This is a genomic window from Citrobacter sp. Cpo142, assembly GCF_030332425.1.
GTDB lineage: Bacteria > Pseudomonadota > Gammaproteobacteria > Enterobacterales > Enterobacteriaceae > Citrobacter > Citrobacter portucalensis.
Genome location: NZ_JAOWHW010000142.1, coordinates 95542 through 107927 on the forward strand (window position 1 = coordinate 95542; position 12386 = coordinate 107927).

The 12386-nt window shown below is 52.9% G+C and carries 15 protein-coding genes; 11 read left to right on the forward strand and 4 right to left on the reverse strand.

Annotated features, from left to right (window positions below):
* Window positions 1-9: 9 nt before the first annotated feature.
* From ytfT to OGY18_RS21740, 3 genes are all read left to right on the forward strand, one after another.
* Window positions 10-1032 (forward strand): galactofuranose ABC transporter, ATP-binding protein YtfT, encoded by a 1023-nt coding sequence (gene ytfT, locus OGY18_RS21730; protein WP_008323019.1) that lies wholly within the window; start codon window positions 10-12, stop codon window positions 1030-1032.
* Window positions 1019-2020, forward strand: coding sequence for a galactofuranose ABC transporter, permease protein YjfF (gene yjfF, locus OGY18_RS21735; protein WP_063941641.1), 1002 nt, complete (start codon window positions 1019-1021; stop codon window positions 2018-2020). Before ytfT ends, yjfF begins: the two co-directional genes overlap by 14 nt.
* Before the next feature lie 103 nt (window positions 2021-2123).
* Window positions 2124-3236, forward strand: a complete 1113-nt coding sequence (locus tag OGY18_RS21740; RefSeq protein WP_126319429.1) for a methyl-accepting chemotaxis protein — start codon at window positions 2124-2126, stop codon at window positions 3234-3236.
* A gap of 76 nt (window positions 3237-3312) precedes the next feature.
* Here the strand turns inward: OGY18_RS21740 and fbp are convergent, their stop codons facing one another.
* Complete coding sequence (gene fbp, locus OGY18_RS21745; protein ID WP_003830390.1) at window positions 3313-4311, reverse strand: class 1 fructose-bisphosphatase; 999 nt, start codon at window positions 4309-4311, stop codon at window positions 3313-3315.
* Between the two features lie 175 nt (window positions 4312-4486).
* Here fbp and mpl point away from each other — a divergent pair, with 175 nt between their 5' ends.
* A complete protein-coding gene (mpl, locus tag OGY18_RS21750; protein ID WP_003830388.1) occupies window positions 4487-5863 on the forward strand; it encodes a UDP-N-acetylmuramate:L-alanyl-gamma-D-glutamyl-meso-diaminopimelate ligase in 1377 nt (458 codons plus the stop codon).
* Between the two features lie 31 nt (window positions 5864-5894).
* On the opposite strand, the gene OGY18_RS21755 is transcribed toward mpl, so the two are convergent.
* The 3 genes from OGY18_RS21755 to yjgA form a co-directional block, all read right to left on the reverse strand.
* Window positions 5895-6260 (reverse strand): hypothetical protein, encoded by a 366-nt coding sequence (locus OGY18_RS21755; protein WP_286554321.1) that lies wholly within the window; start codon window positions 6258-6260, stop codon window positions 5895-5897.
* 185 nt (window positions 6261-6445) lie between these two features.
* Window positions 6446-6889 carry a DUF2628 domain-containing protein gene (locus tag OGY18_RS21760; RefSeq protein ID WP_079939074.1) on the reverse strand — a complete coding sequence of 148 codons (444 nt, stop codon included), beginning with the start codon at window positions 6887-6889 and terminating at the stop codon, window positions 6446-6448.
* 199 nt (window positions 6890-7088) lie between these two features.
* Window positions 7089-7640, reverse strand: coding sequence for a ribosome biogenesis factor YjgA (yjgA, locus tag OGY18_RS21765; protein WP_079939075.1), 552 nt, complete (start codon window positions 7638-7640; stop codon window positions 7089-7091).
* A 96-nt stretch (window positions 7641-7736) separates the two neighbouring features.
* Between yjgA and pmbA the strand changes: the two genes are divergently transcribed.
* The 7 genes from pmbA (at window position 7737) to OGY18_RS21800 (ending at window position 12333) form a co-directional block, all read left to right on the forward strand.
* Window positions 7737-9089 (forward strand): metalloprotease PmbA, encoded by a 1353-nt coding sequence (gene pmbA / locus OGY18_RS21770; RefSeq protein WP_003830385.1) that lies wholly within the window; start codon window positions 7737-7739, stop codon window positions 9087-9089.
* 86 nt (window positions 9090-9175) lie between these two features.
* Complete coding sequence (gene cybC, locus OGY18_RS21775; protein ID WP_003025756.1) at window positions 9176-9562, forward strand: cytochrome b562; 387 nt, start codon at window positions 9176-9178, stop codon at window positions 9560-9562.
* 332 nt (window positions 9563-9894) lie between these two features.
* A complete protein-coding gene (locus tag OGY18_RS21780; RefSeq protein ID WP_003025758.1) occupies window positions 9895-10203 on the forward strand; it encodes a glycine dehydrogenase in 309 nt (102 codons plus the stop codon).
* Between the two features lie 10 nt (window positions 10204-10213).
* Window positions 10214-10576 carry an SFCGS family glycine-rich protein gene (locus OGY18_RS21785; RefSeq protein ID WP_003830384.1) on the forward strand — a complete coding sequence of 121 codons (363 nt, stop codon included), beginning with the start codon at window positions 10214-10216 and terminating at the stop codon, window positions 10574-10576.
* Window positions 10577-10578: 2 nt separating this feature from the next.
* Entirely contained in the window at window positions 10579-10878 is a 300-nt protein-coding gene (locus OGY18_RS21790; RefSeq protein WP_191235834.1) for a DUF4312 family protein, read from the forward strand.
* A gap of 22 nt (window positions 10879-10900) precedes the next feature.
* The gene (locus OGY18_RS21795; RefSeq protein WP_043018215.1) at window positions 10901-11677 is read left to right on the forward strand and encodes a DUF4311 domain-containing protein; all 777 of its coding nucleotides are present in this window, start codon (window positions 10901-10903) and stop codon (window positions 11675-11677) included.
* Between the two features lie 11 nt (window positions 11678-11688).
* Window positions 11689-12333 (forward strand): DUF4310 family protein, encoded by a 645-nt coding sequence (locus OGY18_RS21800; protein WP_003830379.1) that lies wholly within the window; start codon window positions 11689-11691, stop codon window positions 12331-12333.
* The last annotated feature ends 53 nt before the right edge of the window (window positions 12334-12386 follow it).

Below are 12386 nucleotides of genomic sequence, written 5' to 3' on the forward strand. Positions count from 1 at the left end.
ACTATGGTGATGCCTCAATCTCTCCCTCAATCCAATCCGCCTAAACGGCGGTTCCGTTGGCCAAAGGGGATGCCACAGCTGGTGGCGTTACTGCTGGTGCTGCTGGTGGATAGCCTGGTCGCCCCGCATTTCTACCAGGTGATTTTGCAGGATGGTCGGCTGTTCGGTAGCCCGATTGATATTCTCAACCGCGCCGCTCCCGTGGCGCTGTTGGCGATTGGTATGACGCTGGTGATTGCTACCGGTGGCATCGACCTTTCCGTGGGGGCCGTCATGGCTATTGCTGGCGCCACTACTGCGGCGATGACGGTGGCCGGGCACAGTCTGCCGGTGGTTCTGCTTGCCGCCTTAGGCTCCGGCATTCTGGCTGGGCTGTGGAACGGGATTCTGGTGGCCATCCTCAAGATTCAACCGTTCGTCGCCACGCTAATCCTGATGGTGGCCGGGCGCGGGGTGGCGCAGCTTATCACTTCCGGGCAGATCGTCACCTTTAACTCGCCCGAACTGTCATGGTTTGGCAGCGGCTCGCTTTTACTATTCCCCACGCCGGTAATTATTGCACTGCTCACGCTGGTGGTGTTCTGGCTGCTGACGCGGAAAACGGCGCTGGGTATGTTTATCGAAGCGGTGGGTATCAACATTCGTGCGGCAAAAAACGCCGGGGTGAACACCCGCATTATCGTGATGCTCACCTATGTGCTGAGCGGCCTGTGTGCGGCTATCGCTGGCATTATCGTCACGGCGGATATCCGGGGGGCAGATGCCAATAACGCCGGATTATGGCTGGAGCTGGATGCCATCCTGGCGGTGGTTATCGGCGGCGGCTCGCTGATGGGCGGGCGCTTTAACCTGCTGCTGTCGGTGGTAGGCGCGTTGATTATTCAGGGCATGAACACCGGGATTTTGCTGTCGGGCTTCCAGCCGGAACTGAATCAGGTGGTCAAAGCCGTGGTGGTGTTGTGTGTGCTGGTCGTGCAGTCGCAACGCTTTATCAGCCTGATAAAAGGAGTGCGTGGTCATGATAAAACGTAATTTACCGCTGATGATCACCCTCGGCGTGTTTGTGCTGGGTTATCTCTACTGCCTGACGCAGTTTCCCGCTTTTGCTTCCACCCGGGTCATTTGCAATATCCTGACCGATAACGCCTTTCTGGGCATCATTGCCGTAGGCATGACCTTCGTGATCCTCTCTGGCGGGATCGACCTTTCCGTTGGCTCGGTGATCGCCTTTACCGGCGTATTTCTGGCAAAGGCCATTGGTTTTTGGGGCATTTCCCCGCTGCTGGCGTTCCCATTGGTTTTGCTGATGGGCTGCGCGTTTGGTGCGTTTATGGGGTTACTGATTGATGCGCTGAAGATCCCGGCATTTATTATCACCCTGGCGGGAATGTTCTTCCTGCGCGGCGTCAGCTATCTGGTCTCTGAAGAATCTATCCCAATTAATCATCCGGTTTATGACACGCTCTCAAGCCTGGCATGGAAAATTCCCGGCGGTGGTCGCCTGAGCGCGATGGGATTGCTGATGCTGGCGGTTGTCGTCATCGGCATATTCCTGGCGCACCGTACGCGCTTTGGTAATCAGGTTTACGCGATTGGCGGCAACGCCACCTCTGCCAACCTGATGGGCATCTCAACTCGCAGCACCACCATCCGCATTTATATGCTGTCTACCGGGCTTGCGACGCTTGCCGGCATTGTCTTTTCCATTTACACCCAGGCGGGCTATGCGCTGGCGGGCGTTGGCGTCGAACTGGATGCGATAGCCTCAGTGGTGATTGGCGGAACGCTGCTCAGCGGTGGGGTCGGTACAGTGTTAGGGACGTTGTTTGGCGTCGCCATTCAGGGGCTGATCCAGACCTACATTAATTTTGACGGCACATTAAGTTCCTGGTGGACGAAGATCGCGATTGGCATTTTATTGTTTATATTTATAGCGTTACAACGCGGTCTGACGGTGCTTTGGGAAAATCGTCAAAGCTCGCCGGTGACCCGAGTGGGTACGGCGGCAACACCAAAGTAACATCCTGATTTTGCACAAAACATTTAAATACCTAAACTTTTTCCGGTTGTAGTCGATAGGTTCTGTACAGGTCTGTTTTAACCCTACAACCGGAAATATAACGATGCCAAAATCCCTTTCAATTCGATCAAGTTTGTTGGTGTTATTGTCTTTGCTGACGTTCCTTCTGTTACTGACCGGTGGTATGGGGCTATATGCTTCTACCCGTGTCATTACATCGTTGATTTATCACGGTATTATGAGCTCTGCGATGTTGGCTGCTATCGCATTGCTGGCGGTCATTTGGTTTATGCTGCGAAATAAGTTTCTCAAACCGTTGGATAACATGGTTGAGCAACTGGAACGTCTGGCAACGGGGGATTTATCACCGGTTACCGCGTTGTCGGCCAGCGCTGAATTTAACCGCCTGAACACGGCAATGGATGAAATGCGCCATGCGCTGGGCGACTCGGTACAGCGCGTACGCGATGCCAGTTCGCAAATTGATATTGGCAGTCGTGAACTGACGGCCGGGAACCAGCATCTGGCGCAACGCACTGAATCGACAGCCACTTCGCTGGAGCAGACCGCCGCCAGCATGGAAGAACTCACGGCGACGGTGAAACAGAATGCGCAGAACGCGGAACAGGCGCACCAGCTGGCAAAATCGGTGTCGGATACCGCCGATCGCGGCAGCGAAATGGTGTGCTATGTGATCGAGAAAATGCGCGATATTTCCGGCAGTTCCAGCCGAATCGCCGACATACTCAGCGTAATCGACGGTATTGCTTTCCAGACCAATATCCTGGCGCTCAATGCTTCCGTTGAAGCGGCGCGAGCTGGTGAGCAGGGGCGGGGCTTTGCGGTTGTCGCCGGTGAAGTGCGTAATCTGGCCAGCCGCAGCGCCGAGGCGGCCAAAGAGATCCGCACGTTAATCAGTGATTCACACACCCACGTAGGGGAAGGTAGTGAGCTGGCGCAGCAGGCGGGCGAAACCATGGATGAGATTGCCAATGAAGTGATGCGCATGACCAAACTGATGCGTGAAATTGCCAGTGCGTCCCAGGAACAGAGTCGCGGCATAGAGCAGGTGAATATCGCGGTGATTCAGATGGATGAAACGGCGCAGCAAAATGCGGCGCTGGTACAGCAGTCTTCAGCAGCCACCCGCTCGCTGGAAGAACAGTCTTCAGCGCTAATCGAAGCCATGGCCGTATTTAAGCTACAGAAAGCGTAACCGGACGATGGATTTTGTAGGCCGGATGGCGGTGTAAACGCCTTTATCCGGCCTACGTCTGTGCGATGAATAATACTTACGCGTCCGGGAACTCGCGGATAAAGCGTTCTACATCTTCAACCATGTGGTCGTTACCCACGAAGAAGGAGCGGCGCTGGTGCAGGCTTTCTGGGGTGATATCCAGAATGCGTTCTTTACCATCGCTGGCTTTGCCGCCCGCCTGTTCGGCCAGGAAGGCCATCGGGTTGCATTCGTACAGCAGACGCAGCTTCCCTTGCGGGTGGCTGGCGGTGCTTGGGTACAGGTAGATCCCGCCTTTCAGCAGATTGCGATGGAAATCCGCAACCAGAGAGCCAATGTAGCGCGAGGTATACGGGCGCTGGGTTGGCTTATCTTCTTCCTGGCAGAATTTAATGTACTTCTTCACGCCGTTCGGGAATTTGATGTAGTTGCCTTCGTTAATGGAGTACGTGCTGCCTTTCGCCGGGAAGCGCATACGTTCCTGGCTGAGGCAGAATACGCCCAGAGAAGGATCGTAGGTGAAGGCGTGTACGCCACAGCCGGTGGTATACACCAACATGGTGGAAGAACCATAAACCACGTAACCTGCAGCAACCTGCTTGTTGCCCGGCTGCAGGAAATCCTCTTCCGTGACCGGTGTACCGACTGGGGTTACGCGGCGGTAAATAGAGAAAATTGTACCGACAGAGACGTTAACATCGATGTTGGATGAGCCATCCAGCGGATCCATTAGCACAACGTATTTAGCGTGTTCACAGCCTTCAAAGACGACGATTTCATCTTCTTCTTCTGAGGCAATGCCCGCCACAATGTCGCGCGCCTTCAGTGCTGCTTTCAGTTTTTCGTTTGCGAACAGATCGAGTTTTTGCTGAACCTCTCCCTGCACGTTCTCAGCACCGCTGGCACCCAGGATATCGACCAGACCGGCCTTATTGATATCGCGGTGGATGATCTTGGCGCCCAGCTTTATTGCCGACAACAAAGCAGTGAGCTCACCGGTAGCATGAGAAAACTCGTGCTGCTTTTCGACAATAAATTCACCTAACGTTTTCATAACACTTTCCCTGCAATTTATGTGGAGTAAAGCGACCGCAACAATATTAACAAATATTTCCATTGCTGCGCTTAGGTGAATCGCGCCAGCAAACTGCGGAATATCCTGAAATGCGTTTCTCACTTGCCGGACATGTGCGTAAAATGGCCCCCAGATTAAAAAAGGATAGTGACGTATGCGCATTCATATTTTGGGAATTTGTGGCACTTTCATGGGCGGTCTGGCGATGCTGGCGCGCTCGCTCGGTCATGAAGTAACCGGTTCGGACGCCAATGTGTATCCGCCGATGAGTACCTTACTTGAGAAGCAAGGCATTGATCTGATTCAGGGTTATGATGCCAGCCAGCTCGACCCACAGCCGGACCTGGTGATCATCGGCAATGCCATGACCCGTGGTAATCCGTGCGTGGAAGCGGTGCTGGAAAAGAACATTCCGTACATGTCTGGCCCGCAGTGGCTGCATGACTTTGTCTTGCGCGATCGCTGGGTACTGGCGGTTGCGGGTACGCACGGCAAAACCACCACCGCCGGGATGGCGACCTGGATCCTCGAAGCCTGCGGCTATAAACCTGGCTTTGTGATTGGCGGCGTTCCGGGCAACTTTGAGGTTTCCGCACGCCTCGGCGAGAGCGACTTCTTCGTGATTGAAGCGGATGAGTACGACTGTGCGTTCTTCGACAAGCGTTCTAAATTCGTGCATTACTGCCCGCGCACGCTGATCCTCAATAACCTTGAGTTCGATCACGCGGATATCTTTGACGATCTGAAAGCTATTCAGAAACAGTTCCACCATCTGGTGCGTATCGTGCCGGGCCAGGGACGCATCATCTACCCGGAAAACGACATCAATCTGAAACAGACGATGGCGATGGGCTGCTGGAGCGAACAAGAGCTGGTGGGCGAACAAGGTCACTGGCAGGCGAAAAAACTGACCACCGATGCTTCCGAGTGGGAAGTGTGGCTGGACGGTGAAAAAGTCGGCGAAGTGAAGTGGGGCCTGGTCGGCGAACACAACATGCACAACGGCCTGATGGCGATTGCAGCCGCGCGTCATGTTGGCGTCGTACCTGCGGATGCGGCCAATGCATTGGGCTCGTTCATCAACGCCCGTCGTCGTCTTGAGCTGCGCGGTGAAGCCAATGGCGTGACGGTGTATGACGATTTTGCCCATCACCCGACGGCCATTCTGGCAACGCTTGCGGCACTGCGCGGTAAAGTGGGCGGCACGGCGCGCATCATCGCTGTGCTGGAACCTCGCTCGAACACCATGAAAATGGGCCTGTGCAAAGATGACCTGGCGCCGTCGTTAGGGCGTGCAGACGAAGTGTTCCTGCTGCAACCCCCGCACATTCCGTGGCAGGTAGCAGAAGTCGCTGAAGCCTGCGTTCAGCCGGCACACTGGAGCGGCGATGTGGATGCACTGGCAGATATGGTGGTGAAAACCGCACAGCCTGGCGATCACATTCTGGTGATGAGCAACGGCGGGTTTGGCGGCATTCATCAAAAACTGCTGGATGGTCTGGCGAAGAAAGCTCAGGCGGAAGAAGAGTAAAAAATGCCCGGTGGCGCTACGCTTACCGGGCCTACAACGGATCGTAGGCCGGATAAGGTATTTGCACCGCCACCCGGCAAGCTCGTTTCGCTAAACTTTGTTTCTCTAAATAAAAAAGAAAACTAATGTCGTCAGCTTTCTTTTTCCTGTTCTGATAGGTCATTGCAATAAATATAATTTTTCTGCATATTGAAAACGTTATTTTAATATTCAATACAAGGATCAGTCTCATTAATATGATAGCGAGTATAGTCTCTTCATGCGATGGTAACAGAGAGATAGTAACGGTTTCTCTATGGGTAAGTTTCATTGGGTTAATTCTTGCAATTTGCTTTTTCTTGTATCTCATAACCGCAGGTATTGATGATGGTGATGGTATGGCGATATTTTTCGTCATGGTTGGAATACTCTTTTTTGTTATTGGTTTTTCGATGAGTATTGCCGGAATGATATCGTCAAATTATCGTTTAAAGGCGTTTTGTGCATTCATTATCACCTGCTTATCAGCTGCGATGTACATATCTACTACATTATTATTTGCTTTTTAATAATAGCAGGGAGCCAAATATGCTCCCTGTGAGATTAATACTGACGTGATGGCAGGTTCGACACCGCTTCTGCGCTTTTTCGGGTTAACCCTTGGAACGGATTCCAACTTTCAACACCTTTCACCATGCGCAGGTAGTAGGCAGTATTGACTAAATAAGAGCATACACAGGAGTATCCAATATTTATGACTTTGGCAAAGGCATTCATATCAATATCTGCCACAGTTTCTATTGCGATCAGTGCGGCCTGTATGGCCGCTACGCCCAAAAATAATACCAGTCCCTTTTTCCATAAGCCCAGGACGCAGAAGTAGACGAAACCGAAGAAAAAAGCATATAAGTTGGCTCCTATACTTATCCTCTGTCCAAACTTCATTGTTCTATAAATTTTTTTATAAGATGATGTTCCTGGTAATCCATGTGTGCTCAGAAAGTCAAAACGTTCTCGCCATTTTTCATTAATTGATTTTTTCTCCATTTTATAATCCTTGTGAATATAAATATTATCCGAAGCGCTTCCGTTCAGAATTTAGATTCAATCACTTTCGGGTGCTGACTGCAACAATATTTGAGTACTATTAAAAATAGCTAGAAAGAATAGTGTTGATTATTATATTGATAATATAAATGTCTTATAAGGGTAATTTATTACCCTTATAAGAGTCATAGCCGAAGAATTACTCTTCGTTTTCCGCCAGTTCGCGCAGATACTGGAAGATCTGGCGGGAAGATTTTGGCGGCTTGTTGCCCGCTTTTTCTTTCCTGGCGTTACGCACCAGCGAACGCAGTTGCTGACGATCGGCGTCAGGCCACAGGTTCATCACTTCTTCGATAGCTTCATCGCTACCGTCAACCATACGGTCACGCAGTTGCTCCAGCTTATGGAAGACAACGACCTGTTGGTTGTGACGGTTTTTCAGCTTGTCCAGCGCCTGACGGATAGGATCAACATCGCGCTGGCGCAACATTTTGCCAATCAGCTGCAGCTGACGACGGCGACCTTCCATCTTAATACGCTGGGCCAGCTCAATCGCGGCACGTAAATCCGCATCGAGCGGGATTTTGTCCAGCGCGTTTTTCCCCAGTTTAACCAGTTCCACACCAAGGTGTTTTAACTCCTCGGCGTCACGTTTTATTTCACTTTTACTGACCCAGATAATTTCATCGTCTTCGTCTTCGATGTCATCACCGGGAACGTCGTCGAGCCAGTCTTCGGGCTGCTTAGTCATGTCAGGCTCCTTAAAAAAAAGAGGCTAATGTTACCAGTTAAGATGCGCACTGAAAAACGGTTCTCTGTTAGACTTCAGAGAAACTCTCTCTACATTATGGCATTTGCGATGAAAGTAATCTCACAAGTTGAAGCGCAGCGTAAGATTCTGGAAGAAGCAGTCTCGACGGCACTGGAATTAGCGTCAGGTAAGTCGGATGGCGCGGAAGTCGCTGTGAGCAAGACCACGGGTATTAGCGTCAGCACCCGTTATGGTGAAGTGGAGAACGTCGAATTCAATAGCGATGGTGCACTGGGGATTACGGTTTACCATCAAAACCGTAAAGGCAGCGCATCGTCCACCGATTTAAGCCCGCAGGCGATTGCACGCACCGTGCAGGCCGCGCTGGACATTGCACGTTACACTTCGCCGGACCCGTGTGCGGGTGTGGCAGATAAAGAACTGCTGGCCTTTGATGCGCCCGATCTGGACCTGTTCCACCCGGCGGAAGTTTCCCCTGACGAAGCTATCGAACTGGCTGCCCGAGCTGAACAGGCGGCGTTGCAGGCCGATAAGCGTATCACCAACACCGAAGGTGGCAGCTTTAACAGCCACTATGGCATCAAAGTATTTGGCAACAGCCACGGTATGCTGCAGGGCTACTGCTCCACGCGCCATTCCCTTTCCAGCTGCGTAATCGCAGAAGAAAATGGCGATATGGAGCGTGATTACGCCTACACCATTGGCCGGGCGATGGGCGATCTGCAAACGCCGGAGTGGGTGGGGGCTGACTGTGCTCGCCGTACCTTATCTCGCCTGTCTCCGCGTAAACTTTCCACCATGAAAGCACCAGTGATTTTCGCCAATGAAGTGGCGACCGGACTGTTCGGACACCTGGTTGGCGCAATTGCTGGTGGCTCGGTGTACCGCAAATCCACCTTCCTGCTCGACTCGCTGGGCAAGCAAATTCTGCCGGAATGGCTGACCATTGAAGAACATCCGCACCTGCTGAAAGGGCTGGCGTCGTCGCCGTTCGACAGCGAAGGCGTACGGACCGAACGCCGCGACATTATTAAAGACGGCGTGCTGACTCAGTGGCTGCTGACCAACTATTCCGCACGTAAGCTGGGGCTGAAGAGCACCGGTCATGCAGGCGGGATCCACAACTGGCGAATTCCGGGACAGGGTCTAAGCTTCGAGCAGTTGCTTAAAGAGATGGGCACAGGTCTTGTGGTTACCGAGCTGATGGGACAGGGCGTAAGCGGCATTACCGGCGATTACTCGCGCGGCGCGGCGGGCTTCTGGGTCGAAAACGGCGAAATTCAGTACCCGGTGAGTGAAATTACCATCGCCGGTAACTTAAAAGAGATGTGGCGTAATATCGTCACCGTCGGCAACGATATTGAAACGCGCAGTAATATTCAGTGTGGTTCGGTCCTGTTGCCGGAGATGAAGATCGCCGGGCAATAATATCCGTCATACTTCAAGCTGTGGCGTGAATTATTGAGGGTATCTGGCGTTTGTTTATTTTTGAATAATAAAAAAGGAAGTGAGCAATGCGTAAACACCTGTTAGCGATCGTCGCAGCTTCAACGCTGGTTCTTGGTTCTTCTGCGTTTGCAGCCGATCTTGAAGACGATATGGGGATCCTCAACGACAACCTGAAAATCGTCGAAAAAACGGATAATGCGACTGAACTGAAAGATGCGTTAACCAAAATGCGTGCAGCCGCGCTGGACGCGCAAAAGGGAACGCCGCCGAAGCTGGAAAACAAATCCCCGGACAGCCCGGAGATGAAGGATTTTCGCCACGGCTTTGACACGCTGATCGGCCAGATTGACGGTGCGTTGAAGCTGGCGAACGAAGGTAAAGTCAAAGAGGCGAAAGCCGTTGCGGAAGAGTTGAAAACCACGCGCAACGAAAACCACAAGAAGTTCCGTTAATCTACGCTATCCGGCCTGCATACCCGCAGGCCGGATAAAATACCCCGTTACTGCACGCCCCATAAGTAAACGCTATCCCCATCACATTTTTTCATTTTTATCGTCCATTCATTGTTCGCACTTCCTTCCATTTTGCTGCTCGCTCTTGCGATCTCAATCACATTCTTCCAGTGATAAATCGTGGTTCCAGCCCTTTTTGCGGCACAGATCACTATCGCTGCACGCCTTTCCACTTCGAAGTGGAAAACAACTCGCTACAAACTTATAACCTCCGTCGCTAATTTACCCTCAGAGACATTAACGGGGTAAGACGAGTGAATAACGGAGCTGTAATGAATGACATGGGGGAATCGGTGGAACTGGCCGACCGCATGCTGGCGCAGGTGTATGCCTTGCTGCGTGAACGCAACATTATTCCCAACGCCGTACAGGAACAGATGCTGACGTCGCATGTTCGCGCCATGGCGCACCGCTCGGTAACGGGTGAACCCTTACCAGAAGTCGATGCCAGCTTGTTTGATGAAATTTCTGCCGAATCAATGGCGCTTGCCCGCGACGTGGTCGCCGAGTTTGGCAATCTTCCTGAGGAAGAGGCCTGGCTGCTGTCGGTGCACTTCGAAGTCGCGAAAGACAACCTTTAAGGAGCAAAAGATGGAACAGATTACCGTAGTGATTGGCGATCGTCTGGGTAAAGGCCAGAAAGTGGCGGCAGGCGTAGAGAAAGCGGGTGGCCGTGCCGTTGTGGTGCCGGGCGTTGCAGCAGATATGAAGCTGGGTGACGTGATGAAAGCGGAAAACGCCACCTTTGGTATCTCGTTTTGTGGCAGCGGTGGTGCGGGTGCGATTACCGCGCAGACCAAATACGGCTACAAGGCGAAATACGGCATGCGCTCGGTCGATGAAGGGGTAACCGCCATCAACGAAGGGTGCAACGTACTGGGATTCGGCTTTATGGACAAAGAAGAGCTCGGTGAGCGCCTGGTGCAGGCGTGGCAAAAGAAACACGGCGCTTAAGCATGAAAGAGCAATTCACCACCACGGTGAGAGTCACGGGTAAGGGCGAGACCAAAGCTCGCGCCTTTGCCGATGCCCTGAACCACGTTCAGGCGGCGGTGATGAAAGCGTCGCCGCATATCTTACTGCGTATTGAGCCACAGGATGTGCAGGTTGTTCAAGCGCGTGAATCGGTGCGCAAAGAGGCGTTTCTATTCCTCTTTTTGCGCCGGGAAAGACACACCTTCAGCGTGGAGCTGGACGTGACCGTCAACGTGACTGCCATCAATCTCGACAAGGTGGATTTCGTTACGCAACGCTGATTTTCTATTAAAAGGCATAATTATGTTCCTGATAATATTAATAAAATCGCTCATCATCGGCGGCCTCGTTGGCGTTGGTGTCGGCGCTGGGGCTGCACGCATGTTTCATGCGCCTACCACTCAAGGGATGGGCGCGTTTCGTACTCTGGGAGAACTGAATTCCTGCGAAGGAGATCCAGCTTCTCACTTCTCGTTCGGCCTGGGCTTCTTCTTTAATGCCTGGGCTTCCTCCGTTGCGGCGGGGGCGTTCACGCAGGACGTCGACCATCGCATCATCCCTAACTGGGGCGCCGCCGCGCTGATGATTAAAAATCGCAACGTCGGTGAAACGCTGCACGACCCCAAACGCATGGCAATTGCCTGCGGCGTTATCGGGATGATCGTGGTGACCTTCCTGAACCTCACCGCATCATCCGTACCGGAAGCGTTGCAGGTTACCGCCGTCAAGGTGCTGGTGCCCGCGGCTAACCTGCTGGTTAACACCGTGATGCCAGTAATCTTCTGGCTGGCGGCGATCGACGCTGGTAAGAAATCCGGCTTCTGGGCCACCGTTTTTGGCGGCGCGGCGCAGCTGATTATGGGCAACGCCGTTCCGGGTCTGGTGCTCGGCATTCTGATCGGCAAAGGTGTTGAAGAGAGCGGCTGGAACCACGTCACGAAAGTGATGATGGTAGCTATCGTCGCGCTGTTTGTCCTGAGCGGCTTCTTCCGCGGTTTCGACATGAAGATGATCGAATCCTTCCATCTGACCGTGCCTAACTGGCTCGAACTTATCCACAACTCGCTCAGCGGCAAATAACGGAGGTCATCATGGAACAGAATAAAGGTTTTTGGTTCGCTGACTGGTCGTTCCCGATCTTCGTGGGCCTGCTCTCCTCTGGCGTATTTGCCGGAACACACATGTACTACCTGTACGGTATTGGCGCATTTAACGAAGTGGCTTTTGTGGCGATGCTGAAGGCGGGAATGGATACCGGCTCCTACGGAGCGGTGGCGGCATTTGGCGCAAGCTTCCTGTTTGCCCGCATCATTGAAGGTTCGCTGGTGGGGATTTTGGATATCGGCGGGGCGATTCAAACCGGGGTTGGGTTAGGTGTTCCGGCGCTGCTGCTGGGCGCGGGCATTATCTTCCCGGTCGCCAACTTCGCCGCCTCGCTGGTCACCGGTCTGGTGATTGGTCTAGCGATTGGCTACATCATCATCCTGGCGCGTAAGTTCACCATCAACCAGAGCGACTCAACCTACGGTGCGGACGTCATGATGGGGGCCGGTAACGCCTCCGGCCGCTTCCTCGGACCGTTGATTATCCTTAGCGCGATGACGGCTTCTATTCCTATCGGAATCGGTTCTCTGGCGGGCGCGCTGCTGTTTTATCTGTGGCAAAAACCGATTACCGGCGGGGCGATCCTCGGCGCAATGATCCTCGGGTCCATCTTCCCGATTGCTATTAGCTGATGGTGTGTCGTTGTAGGCCTGATGGCGGCTGCGCCTTATCAGGCCTACACGAC